Below are 24,879 nucleotides of genomic sequence, written 5' to 3'. Positions count from 1 at the left end.
CCCTGGGAGCATCCGCGCCGACACGCGCCCGCCCGCCCGGGACGCCGTAAAGGGCCCCAGGACGGCCTTGGAGCGCCCGGAAGCAGCCCGCGCCGACCGTGCCGACGCAAAGGGGCGGCCCCGGAACCGAGTGGTTCCGGGGCCGCCCCTGGTGCGTCAGGCCGCCTGTGCGGGCCGGGCGGTCACGCGCCCTTGCTCAGGTCCGGGCCGGAGCCCGTCGCCTCGATCGGCGGGAGGTCCGGCAGGGCCGACTTCTCCTCGCCGCGGAAGGTGAACTTGGCTTCCTCGCCCTCACCCTCCTTGCCGACGACCACGATGTGGCCGGGGCGCAGCTCGCCGAAGAGGATCTTCTCCGACAGGATGTCCTCGATCTCGCGCTGGATGGTCCGGCGCAGCGGGCGGGCACCCAGGACCGGGTCGTAGCCGCGCTTGGCCAGCAGCAGCTTCGCGTCGCCGCTCAGCTCGATGCCCATGTCGCGGTCCTTCAGGCGCTCGTCCACCTTGGCGATCATCAGGTCGACGATCTGGATGATGTCGTCCTGCGACAGCTGGTGGAAGACCACCGTGTCGTCGACACGGTTCAGGAACTCGGGACGGAAGTGCTGCTTCAGCTCCTCGTTGACCTTGGCCTTCATCCGCTCGTAGCCGGTCTTGGTGTCGCCCTGGGCGGCGAAGCCCAGGTTGAAGCCCTTCGAGATGTCCCGCGTACCCAGGTTGGTGGTCATGATGATGACCGTGTTCTTGAAGTCCACGACCCGGCCCTGGGAGTCGGTCAGGCGACCGTCCTCCAGGATCTGGAGAAGGGAATTGAAGATATCCGGGTGGGCCTTCTCGACCTCGTCGAAGAGGACGACGGAGAACGGCTTGCGGCGCACCTTCTCGGTGAGCTGGCCGCCCTCCTCGTAGCCCACGTAGCCGGGGGGCGAACCGAAGAGGCGGGAAACCGTGTGCTTCTCGCTGAACTCCGACATGTCGAGGGAGATCAGCGCGTCCTCGTCGCCGAAGAGGAATTCGGCGAGCGTCTTCGACAGCTCGGTCTTACCGACGCCGGACGGGCCGGCGAAGATGAACGAGCCGCCGGGGCGCTTCGGGTCCTTCAGACCCGCACGGGTGCGGCGGATCGCCTGGGAGAGCGCCTTGATGGCGTCCTTCTGGCCGATGACGCGCTTGTGGAGCTCGTCCTCCATGCGCAGCAGACGCGAGGACTCCTCCTCGGTCAGCTTGAAGACGGGAATGCCGGTCGCGGTCGCGAGGACCTCGGCGATGAGCTCGCCGTCGACCTCGGCGACGACGTCCATGTCGCCGGCCTTCCACTCCTTCTCGCGCTTGGCCTTCGCGGCGAGGAGCTGCTTCTCCTTGTCGCGGAGGGAGGCCGCCTTCTCGAAGTCCTGCGAGTCGATCGCCGACTCCTTGTCCCGGCGGACGCCCGCGATCTTCTCGTCGAACTCGCGGAGGTCCGGCGGCGCGGTCATCCGGCGGATGCGCATCCGGGAGCCGGCCTCGTCGATCAGGTCGATCGCCTTGTCCGGCAGGAAGCGGTCCGAGATGTACCGGTCGGCCAGGGTGGCCGCCTGCACGAGGGCCTCGTCCGTGATGGAGACGCGGTGGTGGGCCTCGTAGCGGTCGCGCAGGCCCTTGAGGATCTCGATGGTGTGCGGGAGCGAGGGCTCCGCGACCTGGATCGGCTGGAAGCGGCGCTCCAGGGCCGCGTCCTTCTCGAGGTGCTTGCGGTACTCGTCCAGCGTGGTGGCGCCGATGGTCTGGAGCTCGCCGCGGGCCAGCATGGGCTTGAGGATGCTGGCGGCGTCGATCGCGCCCTCGGCGGCGCCCGCACCGACGAGGGTGTGGAGCTCGTCGATGAACAGGATGATGTCGCCGCGGGTGCGGATCTCCTTGAGGACCTTCTTCAGGCGCTCCTCGAAGTCGCCGCGGTAGCGGGAGCCCGCGACCAGGGCGCCCAGGTCCAGGGTGTAGAGGTGCTTGTCCTTGAGGGTCTCGGGCACCTCGCCCTTGACGATGGCCTGCGCCAGGCCCTCGACGACGGCGGTCTTGCCGACGCCGGGCTCGCCGATGAGGACCGGGTTGTTCTTGGTGCGGCGGGACAGCACCTGCATGACCCGCTCGATCTCCTTCTCGCGCCCGATGACCGGGTCGAGCTTGGACTCGCGGGCCGCCTGGGTGAGGTTGCGGCCGAACTGGTCCAGGACGAGCGAGGTCGAGGGGGTGCCCTCGGCCGGGCCGCCTGCGGTGGCCGACTCCTTGCCTCCGCCGGAGTAGCCCGAGAGCAGCTGGATGACCTGCTGACGGACCCGGTTGAGATCGGCGCCCAGCTTCACCAGGACCTGGGCGGCGACGCCCTCGCCCTCGCGGATCAGGCCGAGCAGGATGTGCTCGGTGCCGATGTAGTTGTGGCCGAGCTGGAGGGCCTCTCGGAGCGAAAGCTCCAGGACCTTCTTCGCCCGCGGGGTGAAGGGGATGTGCCCGGACGGGGCCTGCTGGCCCTGGCCGATGATCTCCTCAACCTGCTGGCGAACAGCCTCGAGCGAAATCCCGAGGCTCTCCAGGGCCTTAGCGGCGACACCCTCACCCTCGTGGATCAAGCCCAGGAGGATGTGCTCGGTGCCGATGTAGTTGTGGTTGAGCATCCGGGCTTCTTCCTGAGCCAGGACGACAACCCGCCGCGCGCGGTCGGTGAACCTCTCGAACATCGTTTATCGCTCCTCAGAGCGGTCGGGCAGTTCGGGGTCGGTCCCCGCCCTGTCCTTCCGCATGCTAGTCCCGCGGGGCGGGACAGCTCATTCCAACTGCCGACATCCGTCCGCGGCTCACCCCCACCTCCGTGGGGAAAACCGGCTGCAACAGCCGACAACTGCTCCAACCCGATGGTGCGAGACGATGTTCCCGCAGGCCAGGCAGATACCCGTCACGCGTGTACGCCGATGGCGAACGGAACCCGCTCAAATCAGCGTGTCGCCCCGATCCACTAGGAATGTCTTACCCGTGCACACTGACACTCCATGCCCGCGGCACCGCATCCCTCCGCTACGGGCGAACACGATTCCGTCCCGAATGCGGGACTCCGCCGGCGGGGAGCTTTACGTTCCGCACCTGTCGGGATGCCCAGCGTAACCCGGCGGGCCCCCCGGAGTTGCTCCGGGCATGGCCTTCACCGTTCCGCCGCCCCGCTCCGCCCCCGAGGCCGGATTCGCCTCCTGGTACGAGGACGTCCTCGGCTGGCCCGTGGCCGGCGGGCCGCCCGGCTTGCTGCCCACGGGGGTCCGGTTCGACGCGCTGGAGCTGCCGTCCGATGCGGGGGCGGAGCTGCTGCGGCGGGCCGTTCCGACGGGGCCCGTCGCCCTGGAGGGCGGCCGGATGCGCTTCCTGCTGGCCGCGGGGAGCGCCGACGAGCTGGACGGGCTGCTGGAGTGGCTGGAGTGGGGCGGGGTCGCCCTGGACCTCGCCGCCCTGGGTGAGGGCGGCGCCTTCACCGCCCCGGTCCCGCCGGGGCGGCGCCCGCAGGGAACCCGCCGGGGGGCCGCCGCGTGGCTGCGGCCCCCCGGGCCGGGGTGCGAGGCCCTGCTGCCGGCCCTGCCCGGGCCCGGGCGGGGCGGCGGGGCCGCGGACCGGCCCGATCTCGTGCGCCTGGTCGCCGCGGCCGCGACGGAGTGCCACCGGGCGCGGCTGCGGCGGCGCACGCCGCTCGCCGGTCAGCCCTTGGCGTTCTCGTAGGCCTCGCGGATCTCGGCCGGGACGCGCCCGCGGTCGTTGACGTTCATCCCCTGGGCCTTGGCCCAGGCGCGGATCTCGGCGGTGTCCGGGTGGCCGGAGCCGGAGGCGGCGCGGCCCTTGGCCCGGCCGGCGGCGGCACGGCCGCCGGTGCGGCGCCCGCTCTTGGTGTACGGCTCGAGCAGACCACGGAGCTTTTCCGCGTTGGCGGTGGTGAGGTCGATCTCGTAGGTCTTGCCATCCAGAGCGAACGTCACGGTCTCGTCCGCCTCGCCACCGTCGAGGTCGTCGACAAGAAGGACCTGAACCTTCTGTGCCACCGGATTTCCTTTCATCGAAAAGCAGTACGCGGAAAGGAAACCGCTTTTCCCGGGAAAACACAAACCCCCTGGGAGGGGTTCAGGACCGCAACGGGGAGGGAAACGTGCGCGATTCGGACATAGGCCACAGGCGCACGGAGCCCTGGAAAAGCGCACTGTGATCGATCAGAGACGCAGAAGCATGCGGCTGTTGCCCAACGTGTTCGGCTTCACCCGTTCGAGACCCAGGAACTCGGCGACGCCCTCGTCATAGGAACGGAGGAGCTCCATGTAGACATCGGTCTCGACCGGGGTCTCCCCGATCTCGACGAAGCCGTGCCTGGCGAAGAAGTCCACTTCGAAGGTGAGGCAGAAAACCCGGCTGACGCCGAGGGCGCGGGCGGTCTCCAACAACTGCACGAGCAGGCGGTGGCCGACGCCGGCCCCCTTCACGCCGCGGTCGACGGCGAGAGTGCGGACTTCGGCGAGGTCTTCCCACATGACGTGGAGAGCGCCGCAGCCGACCACCAGGCCGTCGGAGTCGCGTTCGGCGACCCAGAACTCCTGGATGTCCTCGTAAAGGACGACGGGCGCTTTGTCGAGGAGGATCCGCTGGTGCACGTACTGGTCCAGCAGCCGGCGCAGCGCGCGGACATCACGGGTACGGGCACGGCGGATCGTCACCGTTTCTGCGGGGGCAGCGGAAATCTCGGCCATGGCCGGACGCTATCGCCCCGGTCCCGGGTCCTGCCCGGCGGAGCCGTCAGCCGCGGGCGGCGGCTCGGGGGCGGGGGCCGGGGGCTCGGGGGCGGGGTCGGCGGCCGCCTCGTCGTCGTGCTGGACGACGCGGATGGCGTCGCGGAGCGCCTCGCGCTGCTCGGCGGACATCATGCCGAAGAACGCGACCAGCGCGGCGGCCGGGCTGTCGCTGGTCGACCAGGCCTCGTTCATGAGGGCGGCGGAGTAGGCGGCCCGCGTGGAGACGGCCGTGTACCGGTAGGCGCGGCCCTCGGCCTCGCGGCGGACCCAGCCCTTCTGGTGGAGGTTGTCCATGACGGTCATGACCGTGGTGTAGGCGATGGACCGCTCCTGCTGGAGGTCCTCCAGGACTTCCCGCACCGTCACGGGGCGGTTCCACTGCCACACCCGCGTCATGACGGCGTCTTCGAGTTCTCCCAGGGGCCGGGGCACACCTGCACGATAGTGCGGAATGTACGGAATTGCCCGGTCATGCGCGCGGAAAGGCACACAAAATGGGGCGCACGGCCGGAAGGCCGTACGCCCGGGTGGTGCGGAGTCCCGTCAGGGCTGGGACTGTCGGGCGGACTCGGCGCGGGAGAGCACGGCGTCGACGGCCGCGTCCTCCTTCGCCTTGTTGGCGCCGCCCTGGCTCTTCACGATCGTCACGACGAGGGCGATGAAGAACGCGGCCATGACGACGGGGGGAAGGAGCGCGGAAACGTAGTCCATGCCCCCAGCGTAGCTACCCGGCGGCGAGGTCCGCCGCCGGGGGCGGGGTGGGCCTCCGGCGCGGCGGGAAGACCTCGCCAGGGGTCGGTACGGGCCGCTGCGCGGGCCGCTCCCCCGGGCGCTCCGCGGGCCGCTGGGGCCGCGCCGGCTCCTTCGGGGCCGGCTTGGGCCGCGGCGCCGGCTCCTGGCCGCCGGCCAGCGCCAGCAGGCGGGTGCGCGGCGGGCCGACGACGGCCCGGCGGCGCGGCGTCGGGTGCTCGGCCGCGGCACCGATCCGCTCCAGCAGGGCAGCGGCGGCCGGGTGCGGGCGCAGGCCGCGCAGGGCGTCCAGGTCCTCCGGCAGCGGCTCGCACCCGGCGGACAGGGCGTCCGCGAGGAGTTGCAGGTAGCCGGAGCGGCTTCCGGGGAGGGCTCTGCGGTAGCGGTCGAGGTCGGCGAGGAGGAACGCTCTGAGCCGCCCCGCCTCCCGGGCCGCGTCGTCCACCGCCTGGGCGAGGTGCAGGCAGTCCTGGACCTCGGCGGCCGTCGGCGGGGCCGGTGAGGGCTGGAGGGCGCGGGCGAGGGTGCGCCTGAGCACGCGCAGCTCGGCGGCGCTGAACGCCATGCCGCCGCGGGTTCCGTAGGGCGTGGGCATGGGCCGAAGATACGCGCTAATCGGACAAAATCCCCTGATCGTCGCGTTTGCGGCGCGGCGACGGGGCGGGGCCCGCGGCCCCGGGGCGGCGGCCCTGCCTCAGCCGTGCTCCTTGACGGCCCGCAGGAAGTCGGCCCACGCGGACTGCGTGGTGGCCAGGACGAGGTGCGCCGGGTCGCTCAGATCGGCGACGCGCACGAGGTGGCCGGGGGCCGCGGACACGTAGACGCAGGCATCGCCGTCGCCGCAGTACGAGGACTTCTGCCAGGCGGGGTGAGCGGTCATGTGGTCTCTCCTCCGAGGGACGGGCTGGTACTTCCCGTGGTGGGACGGTAACTCCGGGGCGGGCCCCGTTCGGCTACTTCGGCCGAATTCGGTGCGTCGTGGCCGGTTCCATACGGTCGGCGAAGGCGGCGGCGGCACGGACGACGTCCTCCGCGCTCCACTCCAGGCCCGGCTCGCCCACCTCCACCTCCGTCACCGACAGGCCGGGCACGGGCCCCGGCGACCAGCTGCGGAACAGCAGCGTGCCGGTCTCCTCCGCGAGCCGGATCCCCGCGTCGGTCAGGAGGTCCGCCCCGTAAGGCAGCCACACCTGGAACTGGTGGGTGTGCGGCTCCTCCGGGTGGATCCGGAACCAGGGCAGCCCGGCCGCGCCGAAGCCCTCCCGCAGGGCCTGCGCGACGGTCCGGGCGTGGGCGACGTACTCCGGCAGCCGGGGCAGCTCCCGCTCCAGCCCGGCCAGCGCGGACAGGGCCTGCGGGAACTGGCGGAAGACCTGGCCGCCGTAGCGGTGGCGCCACACCCTGGCCTCCTCCACCAGCGCGGCCGGCCCGGCGAGGGCGGCCCCGCTGAGGCCTCCCAGCGACTTGTAGAAGGACACGTAGACGGAGTCGGCGAGTCCGGCGATCTCGGGCAGCGGGCGGCCGAAGCGGACGGTGGACTCCCACAGCCGCGCCCCGTCGAAGTGGACCACCGCGTCCCGCTCCCGGGCCGCCTCGACCAGCCCCACGAGCTCCTCCCAGGTCGGCAGCAGGAAGCCCGCGTCGCGCAGCGGCAGCTCCAGCACCAGCGTGCCGAAGGGCTCCGCCAGCTCGGCGACCTCCGCCGCGGTCGGCTGGCGCGGCTCCCGCGTCGGGTGCACCGTGCGCAGCCCGGAGACCAGCGACAGGGCCCCGCCCTCCCACACCTCGGGGTGGCTCATCGGGTGCAGGGCCACCACCGGGCTGCCGGTACGGCCGGCCCAGCAGCGCAGCGCGATCTGCTGGGCCATGGTCCCGGAGGGGAAGAACGCCGCGGCCTCCATGCCGAGCAGCTGCGCCACCCGCTCTTCCAGGCGGGCGACCACGCCGTCGCCGTACAGGTCCGCCGGCTCCTCGGGGTCGGGGCCGGCCAGGCCCGCCAGGCCGGCCAGCAGCTCGCCGACCGTGGCCTCCCGCGCGCCGCGCCGCAGCGTGCGCCGCGCGGTGCGGGCGGCCGCCACCAGCCGGTTCGCCCGCTCGATGTCATCCGTCATGACCCAGATCATCCCTGATCGCGCCGGGCGGCCAGGGGCTAGCATGGCGGCGTATCGTCCGGTACCCCCGCGGACTGGAACGGAAGGCCCTTCCCGCGTGAACGCACCCCATCCGACGGAACCCCCGGATCCGTCCGCCCGGCCCGCCCGGCTGTCCGTCGGCGTCGTCGGGGCCGGCCGGGTCGGCCCCGCGCTGGCCTGCGCCCTCCGGCTGGCCGGCCACCGGCCCGTCGCCGTCTCCGGCGTCTCCGACGCCTCCCGCCGCCGCGCGGAGCGGATGCTGCCCGGCGTGCCGCTCGTCCCGCCCGCGCGGGTGCTGGAGCTGGCGGACCTGGTGCTGCTGACCGTCCCCGACGACGCCCTGCCCGGGCTGGTCCAGGGCCTCGCCGAGACCGGCGCGGTCCGGCCCGGCCAGCTGCTCGTGCACACCTCGGGCCGGTACGGGGCCGCCGTCCTGGACCCGGCGCGGCGCGCGGGCGCGCTCCCGCTGGCCCTGCACCCGGCGATGACCTTCACCGGCACCGAGGTCGACGTGCAGCGGCTCGCCGGCTGCTCCTTCGGCGTCACCGCCCCCGAGGAGCTGCGGCTCGCCGCGGAGGCGCTGGTCATCGAGATGGGTGGCGAGCCGGAGTGGATCGCGGAGGAGGCGCGCCCGCTGTACCACGCGGGCCTCGCCCTCGGCGCCAACCACCTCGTCACGCTGGTCGCGCAGGCCATGGAGCTGCTGCGCAAGGCCGGCGTGGAGCACCCGGACCGGATGCTCGGCCCGCTGCTGGGCGCCGCCCTGGACAACGCCCTGCGCTCGGGCGACGCCGCGCTGACCGGGCCGGTGGCCCGCGGCGACGCGGGCACCGTCGCCGCGCACGTCTCGGAGCTGCGCAAGCACGCCCCGGGCACGGTCGCCGGATACCTGGCGATGGCCCGCACGACCGCCGACCGGGCGCTCGCGCACGGCCTGCTCAAGCCGGAACTCGCCGAGGACCTGCTGGGGGTCCTCGCGGACAGCGCCGACGCCGCGGGCGGCGGCGCCGAAGGGAGCGACGGCCGGTGAGCCGCGACCTGCTGCTGATCGACACCGCCGAGGAGCTGGCCAAGCTGCCGCGGGCGGGCTCCGGCCCGCGGGCCGTCGTCATGACCATGGGCGCCCTGCACGAGGGCCACGCGACCCTGGTCCGCACCGCGCGCGAGCAGGCCGGCCCCGAGGGGCAGGTCGTCGTCACCGTCTTCGTCAACCCCCTGCAGTTCGGGGCGAACGAGGACCTCGACCGCTATCCGCGCACCCTCGACGCCGACCTCGCCCTGGCCCGGGAGGCCGGCGCCGACGCCGTGTTCGCCCCGGCCGTCGAGGAGGTCTACCCCGGCGGGGCGCCGCAGGTCCGGATCAGCTCCGGGCCGATGGGCGGGCGGCTGGAGGGCGCCACCCGGCCCGGGCACTTCGACGGGATGCTCACCGTCGTCGCCAAGCTGCTCCACCTCACCCGCCCCGACCTGGCCCTCTTCGGCCAGAAGGACGCCCAGCAGCTCGCCCTGATCCGGCGGATGGCGACCGACCTGAACTTCCCCGTCGAGATCGTCGGCGTACCGACCGTCCGCGAGGAGGACGGGCTCGCCCTGTCCTCCCGCAACCGCTACCTGGACGCGGCCGAGCGGCGCACCGCCCTCGCCCTGTCCCGCGCCCTGTTCGCGGGCCGCGACCGGCTCGCCGCGCAGGCCGCGCTGCGCGCCCGCGCCGAGGCCTCCCCGGCCAGCGACGAGCGGGCCACCGCCCTGGCCCGGCTCGGGGAGATCCGGGCCTCCGCCGACGCGCACGCCGTGTCCGCGGCGGGGGCCGGCCTGCCCGACGCCGTGCGAGCCGCGTCCCTGCACGTGCTGGAGGAGGCCGCCCGGCTGGATCCGCCGCTGGTGCTGGACTACCTGGCGCTCGTGGACCCGGAGGACTTCACCGACGTCGGCCCGGACTTCACCGGGCGGGCCGTGCTGGCCGTCGCCGCGAAGGTCGGCGCCACCCGGCTGATCGACAACATCCCATTGGAGTTCGGAGCACACTCGTGAGCACCCCTGGCGCAGCCCCCGCCGGCACCGGCATACGGCTGCACGCGCCCGCACCCGGCTGGGCCCTCGACGCCGACGTCGTGGTCGTCGGCTCCGGCGTGGCCGGCCTGACCGCCGCCCTGCGCTGCGCCGCCGCGGGCCGCAGCACCGTCGTCGTCACCAAGGCCCGGCTGGACGACGGCTCCACCCGATGGGCCCAGGGCGGCATCGCGGCCGCCCTCGGCGAGGGCGACACCCCCGAGCAGCACCTGGACGACACCCTCGTCGCGGGCGCCGGCCTGTGCGACGGGGACGCGGTGCGGCTGCTGGTCACCGAGGGGCCGGACGCCGTGCGGCGCCTGATCGCCTCCGGGGCCCGCTTCGACACGTCCGCGGAGACCGGGGAGATCGAGCTGACCCGCGAGGGCGGCCACCACCGGCGCCGCATCGCTCACGCCGGCGGCGACGCCACCGGCGCGGAGATCTCCCGGGCGCTCGTCGAGGCCGTGCACGCCGCGGGCATCCGGACCGTCGAGAACGCCCTGGTCCTGGACCTGCTCCAGGACGCCGAGGGCCGCACCGCCGGAGTGACCCTCCACGTCATGGGCGAGGGCCAGCACGACGGCGTCGGCGCCGTCCACGCGCCCGCCGTGATCCTCGCGACCGGCGGCATGGGCCAGGTGTTCTCCGCGACCACCAACCCGCCGGTGTCCACCGGCGACGGCGTCGCGCTCGCGCTGCGCGCCGGGGCCGAGGTCTCCGACCTGGAGTTCGTCCAGTTCCACCCGACCGTGCTCTTCCTCGGGCCCGACGCCGAGGGCCAGCAGCCGCTCGTGTCCGAGGCGGTCCGCGGCGAGGGCGCGCACCTCGTCGACGCCGACGGCGTCCGCTTCATGGTCGGTGCGCACGAGCTGGCCGAACTCGCGCCCCGCGACATCGTCGCCAAGGGCATCATGCGCCGCATGCAGGAGCAGGGCGCGCAGCACATGTACCTCGACGCCCGGCACTTCGGCGCCGAGATGTGGGAGCAGCGCTTCCCGACGATCCTGGCCGCCTGCCGCGCGCACGGCATCGACCCGGTGACGGAGCCGATCCCGGTCGCGCCCGCCGCGCACTACGCCTCCGGCGGCGTCCGCACCGACCTGCACGGCCGCACCACGGTGCCCGGCCTGTACGCGTGCGGGGAGGTCGCCTGCACTGGCGTCCACGGCGCGAACCGGCTGGCGTCGAACTCGCTGCTGGAGGGCCTGGTCTTCGCGGAGCGGATCGCCGAGGACATCGCCCGCACGCAGCCCGCCGGCACCGGCCCGGGCATCCCGGTCCCCTCCACCGGCCCGCTCCAGCCCGCCGAGGCGCGCCAGGAGGTGCAGCGCATCATGACCGAGGGGGCGGGCGTGCTGCGCTCCGCCGCGTCGCTGCGCCGGGCCGCCGCCGCGCTGGAGGACCTGTACGCGACCGCGCTGTCGGCCCAGGAGGCCGACGGCAAGACCGCCGTGCCGGGGACCGAGACCTGGGAGGCCACGAACCTGCTGTGCGTGGCCCGGGTGCTGGTCGCCGCCGCGCTGCGGCGCGAGGAGACCCGCGGCTGCCACTGGCGCGAGGACTTCCCCGACCGCGACGACGCCGCCTGGCGCCGCCACCTCGTCGTCAGGCTGTCCGCCACCGAGAAGCGGGCCCTGGTCGTCACCACCACCGACTCCGCGGACTTCCCGTCCGTACAGCACCCCCTGAGCCAGGAGCAGTCAACGTGAGCACCCCCGAACTCCCCCTGATCGAGCAGAACGAAGGCGGCTGCGGCGACGGCTGCGGCTGCGCCGACGGCGAGGAGAGCGGCCTGGACCCGGCGCTCGCCCAGCTGCTGGCCGACGCCGGGCTGGACCCGGTCGAGGTCGAGGACATCGCCCACATGGCGCTGGCCGAGGACCTCGACGGCGGCGAGGACGTCACCACGGTGGCGACCGTGCCCGAGGACGCCGAGGCCGTGGCCGACTTCGTCGCCCGCGAGGACGGCGTCGTGGCCGGCCTGCGGATCGCCGAGGCCGTCTTCTCCGTCGTCTGCACCGAGTCCTTCGAGGTCGAGCGGCACGCCGAGGACGGCGACGCGGTGAAGAAGGGCGACGTGCTGCTGTCGGTGCGGGCCCGCACCCGGGACCTGCTGACGGCCGAGCGCAGCGCCCTGAACATCGTGTGCCGGCTGTCCGGCATCGCGACGGCCACCCGCCGCTGGGCGGACGTCCTGGAGGGCACCAAGGCGAAGGTCCGCGACACCCGCAAGACGACCCCGGGCCTGCGCTCCCTGGAGAAGTACGCGGTCCGCTGCGGCGGCGGCGCCAACCACCGCATGTCGCTGTCGGACGCCGCGCTGGTCAAGGACAACCACGTCGTCGCCGCGGGCGGTGTCGCGGAGGCGTTCCGGGCCGTTCGCGAGGCGTTCCCGGAGGTGCCGATCGAGGTCGAGGTCGACACGATGCACCAGGTCCGCGAGGTCCTCGACGCGGGCGCCGACCTGATCCTGCTGGACAACTTCACGGTGCCCGAGACCGAGGAGGCCGTCACCCTGGTGGCCGGCCGGGCCGTCCTGGAGTCCTCCGGCCGGCTCACCCTGGACACCGCCCGCGCGTACGCCGAGACGGGCGTCGACTACCTCGCGGTGGGCGCGCTGACCCACTCCTCGCCCATCCTCGACATCGGCCTCGACCTGCGCGAGGCGGTGTAACCGGTGCTGCTCACCATCGACGTGGGCAACACCCACACGGTGCTCGGCCTCTTCGACGGGGAGGAGATCGTCGAGCACTGGCGCATCTCCACCGACCCGCGCCGCACGGCCGACGAGATGGCCGTCCTGATGCAGGGCCTGATGGGCACGCACCCGATGCTGGGCAGCGAGCTCGGCGACGGCATCCACGGCATCGCGATCTGCTCGACGGTGCCGTCGGTGCTGCACGAGCTGCGCGAGGTGACCCGCCGCTACTACGGCGACGTCCCGGCGGTGCTGGTCGAGCCCGGCATCAAGACGGGCGTGCCGATCCTGATGGACAACCCGAAGGAGGTCGGCGCGGACCGCATCATCAACGCGGTCGCGGCCGTCGAGCTCTACGGCGGCCCCGCGATCGTGGTGGACTTCGGCACCGCGACCACCTTCGACGCGGTGTCCGCCCGCGGCGAGTACGTGGGCGGGGTGATCGCCCCGGGCATAGAGATCTCGATGGAGGCGCTCGGCGTGCGCGGCGCGCAGCTCCGCAAGATCGAGCTGGCCCGGCCGCGGCACGTGATCGGCAAGTCCACCGTCGAGGCGATGCAGTCGGGCGTGGTGTACGGGTTCGCGGGCCAGGTGGACGGCGTCGTGACCCGGATGGCGCGCGAGCTGGCCGGCCCGCACGGCGACCCGGACGACGTACGCGTGATCGCGACCGGCGGCCTGGCGCCGATGGTGCTGGGCGAGTCCTCGGTGATCGACGACCACCAGCCGTGGCTCACCCTGGTGGGGCTGCGCCTGGTCTACGAGCGCAACGCCCCGAACTTCGGCTGACCGGCCCGGCCCGCGGCCCTCAGCAGGGCCGCGGGCGGGTCAGCAGGCGGCGGACCGCCGCCCGCCAGGGGTGTTGCGCCGCGCGGCCGTCGACGACCGCGCGGAACTGGGCGTACGTACGGGCCTCGCGCACCGCGGCGGCATCGTGGCGGCCCGGCGGCGGGGGCGGCGCGGTGCCGTGCTGGGCCGCCCGGTACGTGTCGACGAGGTACTGCTCGATCGCTGTCATGCATCCACCCTGGACCCGTCCGGGCCGGACCGCACGACGATGTGCAGATGCCGTCAATCGACCATGTCGTGCCTGGTCACAGCGGTGAGCGGCCAGAATGGGCCGATGAGCGTCACCATCGACATCGCCGGTCTGCCCGACGACCGCATCGCGTTCGCCCCCTCCCCGCTCGCCGAGCTGTGCATGGCCCTGCACGCGCTGTCCCAGCCAGCCCACCATCCGGGGCTGGCCTCCTGGACCGCCGCCACGGCCGCCGGCCTCGATCCGTGCATAGCGGACCGGCTGCTGGAGGGCGACTTCATGTGGCGCAGTTCGTTCTCCGACATATTCATGGCCTTCGCCGGGATCCCCGGCGGCACCGGCCTGCCCGCGGCGACGCTCGCCGAGGAGCTCGACGTCCTCGACCGGCTGGACGACGAGCGGTTCGTGACGGCCGCACTGGAGCACTGCTGGCTGGCTCTGTACAACGAGGGCGGCGGGCCGTCCCCGCTGACCGACGCGGGGGCGCGGGCCAGGGTGCTGGAGACGGCCGCGGCGCGCGGGCCCGGCCCGCTGGAGTTCTCGCTGCGGCTGCTGGACGACACCGCGGCCGTACGGGTGTGGCTGCGGCGGCTGCTGGAGGACTGCGACGAGGCGTTCTTCGCGCAGACGTGGCGGCGGGTGGAGCCGGAGCAGGCCGCGGACGCCCGGCACAAGGCGGAGGTGCTGCGCCGCAAGGGGCTGGCGGCCGCGCTGGAGGAGGTCTCGGGCGCCCTCGGCGTCGATCCGGAGCGGACCGTCATCACCGCGGACAAGATGGTGCACGGCACCGCGACCGCGACCGATCCGGACCTGGGGCCCGGACTGGTGTTCGTCCCGACGCACTTCGGCTGGCCGCACCTGCTCGTGCTGCACGCCCCCGGCTGGCGGCCGGTCGTCCACTATCCGCTGCGCCGGCCCGGACTGCCCTCCCCGGGCCCGGTGGACCTGCTCCGCCGCCGAATGGAGGCACTCGCGCACCCCATGCGGATGATGCTGTGCCGGAGCCTGGCGAGGGCGCCGTACACGACGAGCGAGCTGGCGCGGGTCCACGGCATCACCCCTCCGGAGGTGTCCCGGCACCTTTCGGCCCTGAAGAAGGCGGGTCTGCTGCATACGCGCCGTCAGGGGCGCTATGCGCAGCACCAGTTGGATCTGGGGGCGGTTGCCCGGATCGGACCCGACTTCATCGAGGGCGTCCTGCGGTAGAGATGACCGGTTTCGAACCATACGGATGTACCGATATATGGAATTCACAAACCGGAATCAGCGAAAACTCTGGCCAGATCCGCCTCCCCGTCTATACCGTGCGTCCACCACTCCCCCCACGTAGCGCGTTTCGCTTCCGTGTGTCCGCTCGCACCCGTCGTGGAAGGACCTTCATGCCGTCACGCCGTATAGCTGCCGCGACCGCCGCCCTGGCCGCCGCCGCCCTCGCCTCCCCCCTGCTCCTGGCCGGCCCGGCCGGGGCGACCAGCCCCCAGAGCGACGCCGCCCGCGCCGACGCCCTGGCCAGGAAGCTGGTCAAGGACTCGACCGGCAAGGGCGCCTACAACCACCTGAAGGTCTTCCAGTCGATCGCCGACTACAACGGCGGCAACCGCGTGGCCGGCTCCAAGGGCCACGTGCAGTCCGCCCAGTACGTGGAATCGGTGCTGCGGAACGCCGGATACACCGTCTCGCGCAACGAGTTCGAATTCACGTACGTCGAGAAGGTCGCGGAAACCCTGAAGGTGAACGGCGCGAGCGGCCGCGACGTGCCCATCCACCTGATGACGTACACCGCGAGCGGCCCGGAGGGCGGCATCACGGCGCAGCTCGCGGCGGCACCCGTCGACGCCGACGGCACCAACGGCTGCGAGCCCGGCGACTTCGCGGCGGGCGCCTTCACCGGGAAGATCGCCCTGGTCAAGCGCGGCGGCTGCACCTTCGCGGTGAAGCAGGCCAACGCGGCGGCGGCCGGCGCGGTCGGCGCGATCATCTACAACAACACCGACGGCGCCCTCAACGGCACCCTCGGGGACCCGGCCGCCGGGAAGATCCCGACGGGCGGCGTCACCCAGGCGGACGGCGAGAAGCTCGCCGCCGAGACCGCGGCCGGCCCGGTCGAGGTCACCCTGGACCTCCGGGAGCTGCGCGAGCAGCGCAAGACGTTCAACGTCGTCGCGGAGACGAAGGGCGGCGACGAGAACAACACCGTCTTCCTCGGCGCGCACCTGGACTCGGTCGCGGCCGGTCCGGGCATCAACGACAACGGCTCGGGCTCCGCGGGCATCCTCCAGGTGGCGCAGCGCCTGGCGGGCGACCAGAAGAAGATCAAGAACAAGGTGAAGTTCGCCTGGTGGTCGGCCGAGGAGTTCGGCCTGCTCGGCTCCGAGGCGTACGTCGGCGGCCTGACCGAGGCGCAGAAGAAGCAGATCAAGCTGTACCTGAACTTCGACATGATCGGCTCGCCGAACGCCGCCTACTTCGTCTACGACGGCGACGACTCCGACGGCGTCGGCGCCGGCCCGGGCCCGGAGGGCTCCGCCCAGCTGGAGCGGGGGATCACCGACTTCCTGGACTCGAAGAACATCCCGCACGAGGGCACCGACTTCACGGGCCGCTCGGACTACGGCCCGTTCATCGAGGTCGGCATCCCCTCGGGCGGCACCTTCACCGGCGCCGAGGGCATCAAGACCGCGGGGCAGGCGGCCAAGTTCGGCGGCGAGGCGGGCAAGGCCTACGACCCGAACTACCACGCCGCGGGCGACGACCTGTCCAACATCGACCAGAAGGCCCTGGACATCAACGTGGACGTGATCGCGGACGCGGTCGGCCACTACGCCCACGACCTGGCGCCGCTGTCGCGTCCGGTGGTCTCGCAGCCGACCGGCGGCAACGCCGGCAGCGGCGGCGGCCTCCACGACGGCCACGGCCACGAGGTCACCGAGTAGCAGCGGCACCGGCTCCGGCCGGCCTGCGGAAACGGTCCGGCGGGGCCGGGCGGTGCACGTCGCCGCCCGGCCCCGCCGCGCGTCCGCGGCAAGCCGCTCAGTCCTGCGGCCAGGCCTCCACGCCGACCGGCTGCACCAGCCACCCGAAGTCGCCGAGGCCGCCCCGGGCCGTGAGCTCCGCGGCCTCCCCCGCCGCCGCGAGCGCCCGTACGTACGCCGCCGGGTCGGACGAGGCCAGGGCCAGCGGCGGCCGGGCCCCCGACACGCCGAGCGAGGCCAGCGCCTCCCGCTGGGTCAGCAGCACCGCGCCCGGCCCGGCGCAGGAGTCGAGGGCGACGTGCGCGGTGACGTCGCAGCCGCCGTCCGGCACGGGCGGGACCTGCCGGCCCTCCCGGAAGCCGGTCAGCGTGCCGTGCGGGGGCCGGGCCGCGCGGGTGTGCGCGTAGTCGACGGCCACCGCCAGGCCCCGCCCCAGCGTCGCGACGGCCGCCGCCCACGCCTCGTCCCGCGGCCGGCCGATCTCGGCCCGGCCGGGGCCCGGCCACCACCGGTCGAGCCACTCCCGGTCGGCGCCGTCCACCGGCCCGCCGGGGCTCTCCGCGCCGTCCGGGCCCACCAGGACGTACCGCCCGTCCTCGGCCACATCCAGGGGGACGTTGTCCAGCCACTCGTTGGCAAACAGCAGCCCCACCGCGCCCCGCGGCGGCGCGGCCGACCAGGCGATCCGCGGGTCCAGCCCGGCCGGCCGCGCCGCCTTCTCCACCGCGTACGGGCGCACCCGCGCGGCCGTCTCCTCCGGCAGCGCCGCCAGCACCCCGGCCAGCAGCTCCCCGCGCCCGGCGCCGACGTCGACCAGGTCCAGCCGGTCCGGCCGGCCGAGCTGCCCGTCGACCCGGCACAGCAGCCGGGCGACGGCCCGCGCGTACAGCGGGGAGGCGTGGACGGAGGTGCGGAAGTGCCCGGCGGGGCCCGGCCCGCCCGGGCGCACGTAGAAGCCGCCCGGCCCGTACAGCGCCGCCTCCATCGCCGCGCGCCAGCCGACCGGGCCGCGGCGTCCGCCCTCAGTGCTCATCCACCACAGGCTAAGCTCACGTCCACCTTGCGGAGTACACGTCCGGAGGACGGATCGCCCCTGTGGTTGACTCCAGCACCTATCCCGTTTTCCTACTCTGATGACGTGCAGCGCCTCTACGACTTCTTCCGCAGACACCCCACGGGGGTCGACACCTTCTGGGCTGTCCTCCTGTGCGGGATCGCGCTGCTCGAGGTCGCCGGCTCCGGCTCCGGCACCGCCGCCAAACTCCTCGCGGTCCCCTCGGTGGCCGCCATGGGCGCGGCCGTCGCCCTGCGCCGCCGGTGGACGCGGTCGGTGTTCGCGCTGGCCGTCGGCGCCGGCGCCTACCAGCTGCTGGCGGGCGTCCCGATCCACACCGCCGACTTCGGCATGCTGGTCGTCCTCTACACGGTGGCCGCCTCGGCCGCGATCCCGCGGGCCCTGTCCCGGGCCGCCTTCGGCATCGGGCTGGCCGCGGCCCCGCTGTACTCGCTGCGCTTCCCGGTCGACAAGGGCGACAGCACGGCGAACGTCCTGTTCACGCTGTTCGCCATGGTCCCCTTCGCGCTCGCCTGGGTGCTCGGCGACTCCCTGCGCACGCGCCGCGCCTACTACGCCGAGCTCGTCGAGCGGAACCAGCGGCTGGAGAAGGAGCGCGAGGCCCAGGCGAAGGTCGCCGTCGCCGCGGAGCGCGCCCGGATCGCCCGCGAGCTGCACGACGTCGTCGCGCACAACGTCTCGGTGATGGTGGTCCAGGCGGACGGGGCGGCGTACGTCATGGACGTGGCCCCCGAACAGGCCAAGGAGGCCCTCCAGACGATCTCCGGCACCGGGCGGCAGGCGCTCGCCGAGATGCGCCGCCTGCTGGGCGTGCTGCGCACCGGCGAGCCGCAGGAGTCCGAGGACTACGTGCCCCAGCCGGACGTGGAGCAGATCGAGGTCCTCGTGGAGCAGGTGCGGGCGGCCGGCCTCGACGTCTCCTTCGAGGTGGAGGGCGCGCCGCGCAAGCTGCCCACCGGGGTGGAGCTCACCGCGTACCGGATCGTGCAGGAGGCGCTGACGAACACGCGCAAGCACGGCGGCCCGGACGCCAGCGCCAGCGTCCGCCTGGTCTACTTCGACGACGGCCTCGGGCTGCTCGTCGAGGACGACGGCCGCGGCGCGGCCCACGAGATGTACGAGGACGGCGGGGCCGACGGCGCCGGGCACGGGCTGATCGGCATGCGCGAGCGGGTCGGTATGGTCGGCGGAACCCTGGACGCGGGCCCGCGTCCCGGCGGCGGCTTCCGGATCAGCGCGCTGCTTCCGCTCAAGAAGAGTTGACGAGGACGAGGTCGAGGTAACTGATGTCCATCCGAGTGATGCTGGTCGACGACCAGGTGCTGCTGCGCACGGGCTTCCGGATGGTGCTCGCCGCCCAGCCCGACATGGAGGTCGTCGCCGAGGCGGGCGACGGCCTGGAGGCGCTGGAGGTGCTGCGCTCCACCAAGGTGGACGTGGTGCTGATGGACGTGCGCATGCCCCGCCTGGACGGGGTGGAGGCGACGCGGCGCATCTGCGAGGCCCCGGAGCACCCGAAGGTCATCATCCTGACCACCTTCGACCTGGACGAGTACGCCTTCTCCGGGCTGAAGGCCGGCGCGAGCGGCTTCATGCTGAAGGACGTGCCCCCGGCGGAGCTGCTGGCCGCGATCCGCTCGGTGCACAGCGGCGATGCCGTGGTGGCGCCGTCGACGACGCGGAGGCTGCTGGACCGGTTCGCGCCGATGCTGCCGACCAGCACGCAGGAGCCGCAGAACAAGGAGATCGAGCGGCTGACCGAGCGCGAGCGGGAGGTCATGCTGCTGGTGGCGCAGGGGCTGTCGAACGGGGAGATCGCGGCCCGGCTGGTGCTGTCGGAGGCGACGGTCAAGACGCACGTGGGCCGGATCCTGACCAAGCTGAGCCTGCGGGACCGGGTGCAGGTCGTCGTCCTCGCCTACGAGTCGGGGCTGGTCCGGGCCGGCGGCGGCGCCGCGTAGCGCCCGCCCCGGCCCCGCCCCGCCGGCCCGGCTGTCGTCAGCCGGCGGCCATCCAGCGGTCCGGGCGGGCGCCCGCCCGGGAGGTCCGCGAGCGGTCCGCCTGGGCGGCGAGCAGGGCCGCGGCCTCGTCCGCGGCCCTCAGCCGCGCGGTGACCGTGCCGTCGGCCCCGTGGTCGACGTGGACGTCGGCCACGCCGCGGGCCCGCTCCCAGGGGCCCTGCGTGAGCCGGACGCTCTGCACCTTGGCGTGCGGGACGATCTCCGTACGGCGGCACAGCCGGCCGCGGCGGGCCGCGAAGACCTCCGGGGATACCGCCAGCGCGTACCCCTTCCACCACACCGGCACCACCCAGCGCGCGGCTCCGCGCGGTGCGGGCGCGAACTCCAGGGCCTCCGGATCGGCGCCGGGCAGGATCCGGGCTATCAGCTCCCGGGCCGCGGCCCGGGTGGCCACCGGGACGAGCACTCCGTTGTCCGACCCCGCGACGGCCAGCTCGACGCGGACCCAGCCGCGCCGCCGCCACAGCAGCGGCTCCACGATCCGCACGGACTGCACCCGCCCCGGCGGGACGGTCTCGTGGGCCCGGTCCAGCATGCCGTGGTCCAGGCGGAGCCCGTCCGGGGACTCGGCGACCCGCCAGTCGTACTCCGCCAGGAAGCGGCCGGCCGTGCTCGCCCAGGCGCCCGCCAGGACGGGCAGCAGCGCGGCGAACGCCCACGCGCTGTCGGCGTACCGCCACACGAGGAAGGCGGCCGCCGCCACGGCGGGCACCGCCGCCCAGGCGGACAGCGTCAGCGCGAGCGCCACCGCCAGGTCCCGGGGCCGCACCCGCAGCAGCTCACGCTGCGGCGCCTCCCCCACCCCGGCGGCCTGCTCGGGCGCGAAGCCGGCCGCGCGGGCCAGCAGCTCGGCGCGCAGCGCGACGGCCGTCCGCTCGTCGAGGAAGGCCAGCTCGTCCTTGTCCGCGGTGCCGATGACGTCGAGCCGGAGCTTGGCCACGCCCGCCACCCGGGCCAGCAGCGGCCGGGTGACGTCCACGGCCTGGATGCGGTCGAGCCGGATGTGGGCGGTGCGCCGGAAGAGCAGCCCGCTGCGGATGCGCAGCTCGGTGGCGGTGACCGCGTACCGCGTGAACCACCAGCCGAGGAAGCCGTACGCGGAGAAGAACGCGACGAGCGCGGCCAGCACGGCGGCGCGGAGCGCCGGGCTCAGGCCGCCGACCCACTCCGCCACGCGGTCGCCCTGCTGGGCGGCGATGCCGAAGGTGGCGGCGATCGGCACCCAGGCGCGGCGCAGCGGCGTCAGGACGTGCAGCCGCTGCTCGGCGCCCGGCTCGGGCGCGGCAGGCGCGGCGGGCGCGGCAGGCGCCGCGGGCTCGGCGGGCGCCGCGGGCTCGGCGGTATCCCGGGGCTCGGGGGCGGCCGGGCCGCTGGGGGTCGAGGGGCCGGAGGGGTCGGTTCCGTCGGTCACAGGCCCGCCGACCTCGCCTCGCCCAGCTCGGTGAGCCGGTCCCGGAGCCGCTCGGCCTCGGCCGGCGCCAGCCCGGGGATCTTCGCGTCCGTCGCCGCGGCCGCCGTGTGCAGCTGGAGGGAGGCCAGCCCGAAGCGGCGCTCCAGCGGCCCCGAGGCCACCTCGACGAGCTGCATCCGCCCGTACGGGACCACGGTCTCCTCCCGCCAGAGCACCCCCCGGCCGATCAGCAGGTCGTCGGCGCGCTCGGCGTACCGCCAGGAACGCCAGTTCCGCTCCAGCAGCCACCAGCCCCAGGCCAGGACGGCGAGCCAGAACCCCCCGCACACCGCCCACACCGGCCCCGCGAGCAGCGCGGGCACCACGGCGCTGACGACGGCCAGCGGCACCGTCCACAGAACCAGCAGCAGCCGCCGCAGACCCAGCAGCCCCCCGGGCAGCCGCACCCACTCGGGCCGACCCGTCCCGTCCTTCGTCCCCGTTTCCATGGGTCCAGCCTATGGTCTGCCCGGCGGACCACGGCCGGGCCCGCGGCGTCCGGCCCTGATCCGCCGGACAGACCTCGGGGCTGCGACAATGCCCGCATGACGGAGACCACGGTCGGCATCGGCGGCGCGGCGGAGAGCACGGACATGGTGCTCAACATCGGCCCGCAGCACCCCTCCACGCACGGCGTGCTGCGGCTGCGCCTCGTCCTGGACGGCGAGCGGATCGTCAGCGCCGAGCCCGTCGTCGGCTACATGCACCGCGGCGCGGAGAAGCTCTTCGAGGCCCGCGACTACCGGCAGATCGTCATGCTCGCCAACCGCCACGACTGGCTGTCGGCGTTCTCCAACGAGCTGGGCGTGGTCATGGCGGTCGAGCGGATGCTCGGCATGGAGGTCCCCGAGCGGGCCGTCTGGACGCGGACCCTGCTGGCCGAGCTGAACCGGGTCCTGAACCACCTGATGTTCCTCGGCTCCTACCCCCTGGAGCTGGGCGGCATCACGCCGATCTTCCACGCGTTCCGGGAGCGCGAGGAGCTCCAGGCCGTCATGGAGGAGGTCTCCGGCGGCCGCATGCACTACATGTTCAACCGGGTGGGCGGCCTGAAGGAGGACCTCCCGGCCGGATGGCAGGCCCGCACCCGCGCCGCCGTCGCCGACGTCCGCAGCCGCATGGACGTCTACGACAAGCTGGTGCACGGCAACGAGATCTTCCGCGGCCGCACCCGCGGCGTCGGCGTCCTGTCGGCCGAGGCGGTGCACGCGTACGGCGTCTCGGGCCCGATCGCCCGCGCCTCCGGCGTCGACTTCGACCTGCGCCGCGACGAGCCGTACCTGGCGTACGGCGAACTCCAGGACGTCCTGGAGGTGGTCACCCGCACCGAGGGGGACTGCCTGGCCCGCTTCGAATGCCTCCTCGACCAGACGCGCAACGCCCTCGACCTGGCGGACGCCTGCCTGGACCGGCTGGCCGAGCTGCCGCCCGGCCCGATCAACCAGCGGCTGCCGAAGGTGCTGAAGGCCCCCGAGGGCGCCACCTACGCCTGGACCGAGAACCCGCTCGGCATCAACGGCTACTACCTCGTCTCCAAGGGCGAGAAGACCCCGTACCGGCTGAAGCTGCGCTCGGCCTCGTACAACAACATCCAGGCGCTGTCCGTGCTGCTGCCCGGCACCCTCGTCGCCGACATGGTGGCGATCCTCGGCTCGCTGTTCTTCGTCGTCGGCGACATCGACAAGTAGCGGGCGCCCAGGGGCCGTTAGGGTGCGGGGATGACCTCAGGCATATGCACCCACCCCGGCGGCGGCACGCCCGCGGAGGACATCGGCGGGTACCTGCGGCGGCTCGGCTTCGCCCGGGCGCCCCGCCCGACGGCCGAGACCCTCTTCGCCCTGCAGCGCGCCCACCTGGAGCGCGTCCCGTACGAGAACATCGACATCCAGCTGGGGCGGCCGCCCGGCATCGACCCGGCGCTGTCCGCGCGCCGCTTCGCCGCCGGGCACGGCGGCTACTGCTTCCACCTGAACGGCGCCTTCGCGCTGCTGCTGGAGGAGCTCGGCTTCGACGTGACGCGGCACGTCGCGGGCGTGCTCGGGGCCGCGGACCGCGAGCGGCGCGACGTCAGCGGCGACCACCTGGCCCTGACCGTCCGCGTGGACGGCGGGGAGTTCTTCGTCGACGCCGGGCTGGGCGACGGGCCGCACGAGCCGCTGCCGCTGCGGTCCGGCACGCACCGGCAGGGGGCGTTCACGTACGGGCTGGAGCCGCTCGGCGGGGACGCGCCCGGCTGGCGGTACACGAACGAGGCCGCCCCCTGCCCGGTGGTGAACTTCCTGTCGGAGCCGGCCGCGACGGCCGACTTCGAGGCCGTGCACGCGCGGCTGTCCACCGCGGAGGACTCCGGCTTCGTACGGACCTTCGCGATGCTGCGGCGCGACGCGGACGGCGTCGACGCCCTGCGGGGGCGGGTCCTGCACCGCATCGACCCGGTCAAGGGGGACACCGAGCGGGTGCTGGGGACGCCGGGCGAGTTCTGGTCGGTCGTCGGCGGGCTGTTCGGCCGCGACCTCGGCGGGCTGACCGAAGAGGACCGCGAGGCGCTGTGGGACCGGGTCGACCGCGCCCACGCGGCGTGGCTCGCGTCCCGGGCGGAGGCCGGCGGCTCGTAGGGCCGGCCGTCGGCAGGACGCCGGGCGGGCTGTCGGTGCCGCAGGGCAGACTGGGGGCATGGCCCACTCACCCCGACGCGCCTGCCCTTCCTGCGGGCGCGACTGCGCCGTGACCGCCGGCCGGATCGCCCGGCACGACCCGCCGGCCGGGCGGGACCGGGGCGCCCTCGTGTCCTGCCCCGGCTCCCGGGCCCGGGTCGTGCTCGGCGCGTCCGCGCCCACACTGGACGGCTTCGTACTGTCCGAAGTCCCCGGCCAGCTGCCGCTGTTCTGAGTAGGGCGGCACGCGGGGGGTGAGTAGGCGGACGGATGCCGGCGGCCGGCCGCGCCGGACACGATGGCCGCATGACCTGGTACCGGCAGACCACCCCCACCGCGCAGGCGGCCCGCGCCACCCGGATCCGCCGGGGGGCGGTCATCGCCCTCGTGCTGTTCCTGCCTCTGCTGGCCGCCGCGGAACTCGCGGTGCTGGCCACGGACACGGGCGGCCGGTGCCTGGTGTACGGCGGCTGCGCGCCGTTCCCGTGGGAAGCGTTCCTGTGGGTCTGCGGCGCCGCGGCGGCCGCCTGCGCGGCGGCGGTGGCCGCACCGTTCCGGTTCCGTGCGACGGCGCACGGCGCCCAGGTGGGCCTCCAGGTGCTCGCCGTCCTGATCGTCCTGGCCCGGCCCTGACCGGAGCACAGGATCCGCCGCGCACGGGGGTCGCGGCGGCCGGGCCGTCCCTCCCGCGCCCGCCGGGTCCGGGAGGGCCGGCCGGGGTCCGTCCGGCCCCGACCCGGCCACAGCCCTAGGAGATGGCGCTGCGGAGGCGGACGACGTCGATGGGCTCGGTCTCGTCGTGCTCGGTCAGGTCGATGACCTGACCGGCGTCGTCGTGCTGCCCGGCCTCGGCCGGGCCCTCGGCGGCCTGCTCCGCGTCGGTCTGCGGTGCGGCGGCGGCCCGGTCGGACTCCGCCTTGTGGGCTTCGAGGGCCTCGGCGCCGACCACGTCCGCGAGGTCCTCGTCCTGGACCGACTCGATCGCCGCGCGCGCCCGGTCGGCGCTCTTCGTGCCGAAGAAGTCGAAGCCGCCCATCGTGCGGGGCGCCGGCCGGCGGGCGGCCTGGTACGGGGCCACGGGGGCGGCGGGGCGGCGCGCCGGCAGCGCCGCGCCCTCCCCGGCCTCCCCGGGCGCTGCGGGAGCTGCGGGAGCTGCGGGAGCTGCGGGCGCGATGCCACGCGGCGGGGGGGGGGGGGGGGGGGGGGGGGGGGGGGGGGGGGGGGGGGGGGGGGGGGGGGGGGGGGGGGGGTA

General features: G+C 74.3%; 27 protein-coding genes. 14 read left to right on the top strand and 13 right to left on the bottom strand.

Going from position 1 to position 24,879, the window contains the following annotated elements; translation table 11 throughout:
• Positions 1 to 182: 182 nt before the first annotated feature.
• A complete protein-coding gene (locus ACZ462_RS25820) occupies positions 183 to 2,708 on the bottom strand; it encodes an ATP-dependent Clp protease ATP-binding subunit (protein WP_467808911.1) in 2,526 nt (841 codons plus the stop codon).
• 451 nt (positions 2,709 to 3,159) lie between these two features.
• Between ACZ462_RS25820 and ACZ462_RS25815 the strand changes: the two genes are divergently transcribed.
• A complete protein-coding gene (locus ACZ462_RS25815) occupies positions 3,160 to 3,729 on the top strand; it encodes an SCO3374 family protein (protein ID WP_467808913.1) in 570 nt (189 codons plus the stop codon).
• Here the strand turns inward: ACZ462_RS25815 and ACZ462_RS25810 are convergent.
• The 7 genes from ACZ462_RS25810 to ACZ462_RS25780 form a co-directional block, all read right to left on the bottom strand.
• On the bottom strand, positions 3,708 to 4,046 hold the full coding sequence (locus tag ACZ462_RS25810; protein ID WP_114053576.1) for a histone-like nucleoid-structuring protein Lsr2: 339 nt from the start codon (positions 4,044 to 4,046) through the stop codon (positions 3,708 to 3,710). The genes ACZ462_RS25815 and ACZ462_RS25810 overlap by 22 nt on opposite strands.
• Positions 4,047 to 4,211: 165 nt before the next feature.
• Complete coding sequence (locus ACZ462_RS25805; protein WP_467808914.1) at positions 4,212 to 4,742, bottom strand: amino-acid N-acetyltransferase; 531 nt, start codon at positions 4,740 to 4,742, stop codon at positions 4,212 to 4,214.
• Between the two features lie 9 nt (positions 4,743 to 4,751).
• Complete coding sequence (locus ACZ462_RS25800) at positions 4,752 to 5,216, bottom strand: BlaI/MecI/CopY family transcriptional regulator (RefSeq protein ID WP_467808915.1); 465 nt, start codon at positions 5,214 to 5,216, stop codon at positions 4,752 to 4,754.
• 111 nt (positions 5,217 to 5,327) lie between these two features.
• The gene (locus ACZ462_RS25795) at positions 5,328 to 5,495 is read right to left on the bottom strand and encodes a hypothetical protein (RefSeq protein ID WP_467808917.1); all 168 of its coding nucleotides are present in this window, start codon (positions 5,493 to 5,495) and stop codon (positions 5,328 to 5,330) included.
• Positions 5,496 to 5,508: 13 nt separating this feature from the next.
• Positions 5,509 to 6,129, bottom strand: a complete 621-nt coding sequence (locus tag ACZ462_RS25790) for a hypothetical protein (protein ID WP_467808918.1) — start codon at positions 6,127 to 6,129, stop codon at positions 5,509 to 5,511.
• Positions 6,130 to 6,228: 99 nt separating this feature from the next.
• Positions 6,229 to 6,414: a DUF397 domain-containing protein gene (locus ACZ462_RS25785; RefSeq protein ID WP_467808919.1), complete on the bottom strand. Its 186-nt coding sequence runs from the start codon at positions 6,412 to 6,414 to the stop codon at positions 6,229 to 6,231.
• 73 nt (positions 6,415 to 6,487) lie between these two features.
• Positions 6,488 to 7,645 carry a threonine aldolase family protein gene (locus tag ACZ462_RS25780; protein ID WP_467808920.1) on the bottom strand — a complete coding sequence of 386 codons (1,158 nt, stop codon included), beginning with the start codon at positions 7,643 to 7,645 and terminating at the stop codon, positions 6,488 to 6,490.
• Between the two features lie 97 nt (positions 7,646 to 7,742).
• Between ACZ462_RS25780 and ACZ462_RS25775 the strand changes: the two genes are divergently transcribed.
• Genes ACZ462_RS25775 through ACZ462_RS25755 form a run of 5 tightly spaced genes read left to right on the top strand, consistent with a single transcriptional unit; the run spans position 7,743 to position 13,205 of the window.
• On the top strand, positions 7,743 to 8,696 hold the full coding sequence (locus ACZ462_RS25775) for a Rossmann-like and DUF2520 domain-containing protein (protein WP_467808922.1): 954 nt from the start codon (positions 7,743 to 7,745) through the stop codon (positions 8,694 to 8,696).
• Positions 8,693 to 9,697, top strand: coding sequence for a pantoate--beta-alanine ligase (panC, locus tag ACZ462_RS25770; protein ID WP_467808923.1), 1,005 nt, complete (start codon positions 8,693 to 8,695; stop codon positions 9,695 to 9,697). Before ACZ462_RS25775 ends, panC begins: the two co-directional genes overlap by 4 nt.
• Entirely contained in the window at positions 9,694 to 11,427 is a 1,734-nt protein-coding gene (locus ACZ462_RS25765) for an L-aspartate oxidase (protein WP_467808925.1), read from the top strand. The genes panC and ACZ462_RS25765 overlap by 4 nt, the downstream gene beginning before the upstream one ends.
• Positions 11,424 to 12,392, top strand: coding sequence for a carboxylating nicotinate-nucleotide diphosphorylase (gene nadC / locus ACZ462_RS25760; protein WP_467808926.1), 969 nt, complete (start codon positions 11,424 to 11,426; stop codon positions 12,390 to 12,392). The genes ACZ462_RS25765 and nadC overlap by 4 nt, the downstream gene beginning before the upstream one ends.
• 3 nt (positions 12,393 to 12,395) lie before the next feature.
• Positions 12,396 to 13,205, top strand: a complete 810-nt coding sequence (locus ACZ462_RS25755; protein ID WP_114053567.1) for a type III pantothenate kinase — start codon at positions 12,396 to 12,398, stop codon at positions 13,203 to 13,205.
• Positions 13,206 to 13,224: 19 nt separating this feature from the next.
• Here the strand turns inward: ACZ462_RS25755 and ACZ462_RS25750 are convergent, their stop codons facing one another.
• Positions 13,225 to 13,434, bottom strand: a complete 210-nt coding sequence (locus ACZ462_RS25750; protein WP_467808927.1) for a hypothetical protein — start codon at positions 13,432 to 13,434, stop codon at positions 13,225 to 13,227.
• Positions 13,435 to 13,539: 105 nt separating this feature from the next.
• On the opposite strand from ACZ462_RS25750, the gene ACZ462_RS25745 reads away from it, so the two are divergent.
• Together ACZ462_RS25745 and ACZ462_RS25740 are read left to right on the top strand one after the other, a co-directional pair.
• Positions 13,540 to 14,661, top strand: coding sequence for a DUF5937 family protein (locus ACZ462_RS25745; protein ID WP_467808929.1), 1,122 nt, complete (start codon positions 13,540 to 13,542; stop codon positions 14,659 to 14,661).
• A 173-nt stretch (positions 14,662 to 14,834) separates the two neighbouring features.
• Positions 14,835 to 16,388 carry a M28 family metallopeptidase gene (locus tag ACZ462_RS25740; RefSeq protein ID WP_467808930.1) on the top strand — a complete coding sequence of 518 codons (1,554 nt, stop codon included), beginning with the start codon at positions 14,835 to 14,837 and terminating at the stop codon, positions 16,386 to 16,388.
• A 97-nt stretch (positions 16,389 to 16,485) separates the two neighbouring features.
• Here the strand turns inward: ACZ462_RS25740 and ACZ462_RS25735 are convergent, their stop codons facing one another.
• Positions 16,486 to 17,460: an SAM-dependent methyltransferase gene (locus ACZ462_RS25735; RefSeq protein WP_467809958.1), complete on the bottom strand. Its 975-nt coding sequence runs from the start codon at positions 17,458 to 17,460 to the stop codon at positions 16,486 to 16,488.
• Positions 17,461 to 17,565: 105 nt separating this feature from the next.
• Between ACZ462_RS25735 and ACZ462_RS25730 the strand changes: the two genes are divergently transcribed.
• Together ACZ462_RS25730 and ACZ462_RS25725 are read left to right on the top strand one after the other, a co-directional pair.
• The gene (locus tag ACZ462_RS25730) at positions 17,566 to 18,765 is read left to right on the top strand and encodes a sensor histidine kinase (protein WP_467809957.1); all 1,200 of its coding nucleotides are present in this window, start codon (positions 17,566 to 17,568) and stop codon (positions 18,763 to 18,765) included.
• 23 nt (positions 18,766 to 18,788) lie between these two features.
• On the top strand, positions 18,789 to 19,463 hold the full coding sequence (locus tag ACZ462_RS25725) for a response regulator (protein WP_467809956.1): 675 nt from the start codon (positions 18,789 to 18,791) through the stop codon (positions 19,461 to 19,463).
• A gap of 37 nt (positions 19,464 to 19,500) precedes the next feature.
• Here the strand turns inward: ACZ462_RS25725 and ACZ462_RS25720 are convergent, their stop codons facing one another.
• Together ACZ462_RS25720 and ACZ462_RS25715 are read right to left on the bottom strand one after the other, a co-directional pair.
• Positions 19,501 to 20,934 (bottom strand): PH domain-containing protein, encoded by a 1,434-nt coding sequence (locus ACZ462_RS25720; protein WP_467882869.1) that lies wholly within the window; start codon positions 20,932 to 20,934, stop codon positions 19,501 to 19,503.
• Positions 20,931 to 21,422: a PH domain-containing protein gene (locus ACZ462_RS25715; RefSeq protein ID WP_467809954.1), complete on the bottom strand. Its 492-nt coding sequence runs from the start codon at positions 21,420 to 21,422 to the stop codon at positions 20,931 to 20,933. The genes ACZ462_RS25720 and ACZ462_RS25715 overlap by 4 nt, the downstream gene beginning before the upstream one ends.
• 96 nt (positions 21,423 to 21,518) lie before the next feature.
• Here ACZ462_RS25715 and ACZ462_RS25710 point away from each other — a divergent pair, with 96 nt between their 5' ends.
• The 4 genes from ACZ462_RS25710 (at position 21,519) to ACZ462_RS25695 (ending at position 24,260) form a co-directional block, all read left to right on the top strand.
• Positions 21,519 to 22,661, top strand: a complete 1,143-nt coding sequence (locus tag ACZ462_RS25710; RefSeq protein ID WP_467809952.1) for an NADH-quinone oxidoreductase subunit D — start codon at positions 21,519 to 21,521, stop codon at positions 22,659 to 22,661.
• A 30-nt stretch (positions 22,662 to 22,691) separates the two neighbouring features.
• Positions 22,692 to 23,588, top strand: a complete 897-nt coding sequence (locus ACZ462_RS25705) for an arylamine N-acetyltransferase family protein (RefSeq protein WP_467809951.1) — start codon at positions 22,692 to 22,694, stop codon at positions 23,586 to 23,588.
• A gap of 58 nt (positions 23,589 to 23,646) precedes the next feature.
• Positions 23,647 to 23,862: a hypothetical protein gene (locus ACZ462_RS25700; protein ID WP_467809950.1), complete on the top strand. Its 216-nt coding sequence runs from the start codon at positions 23,647 to 23,649 to the stop codon at positions 23,860 to 23,862.
• Positions 23,863 to 23,933: 71 nt separating this feature from the next.
• Complete coding sequence (locus ACZ462_RS25695) at positions 23,934 to 24,260, top strand: hypothetical protein (RefSeq protein ID WP_467809948.1); 327 nt, start codon at positions 23,934 to 23,936, stop codon at positions 24,258 to 24,260.
• Positions 24,261 to 24,375: 115 nt separating this feature from the next.
• Here ACZ462_RS25695 and ACZ462_RS25690 read toward each other — a convergent pair whose 3' ends face one another.
• Positions 24,376 to 24,705: a hypothetical protein gene (locus tag ACZ462_RS25690; RefSeq protein ID WP_467809947.1), complete on the bottom strand. Its 330-nt coding sequence runs from the start codon at positions 24,703 to 24,705 to the stop codon at positions 24,376 to 24,378.
• Between the last annotated feature and the right edge of the window lie 174 nt (positions 24,706 to 24,879).

This window comes from Streptomyces sp. NPDC031121 (assembly GCF_055570615.1).
The sequence above is the reverse complement of the archived record's forward strand: the minus strand, read 5'-3'. Positions and strand labels throughout refer to the sequence as shown.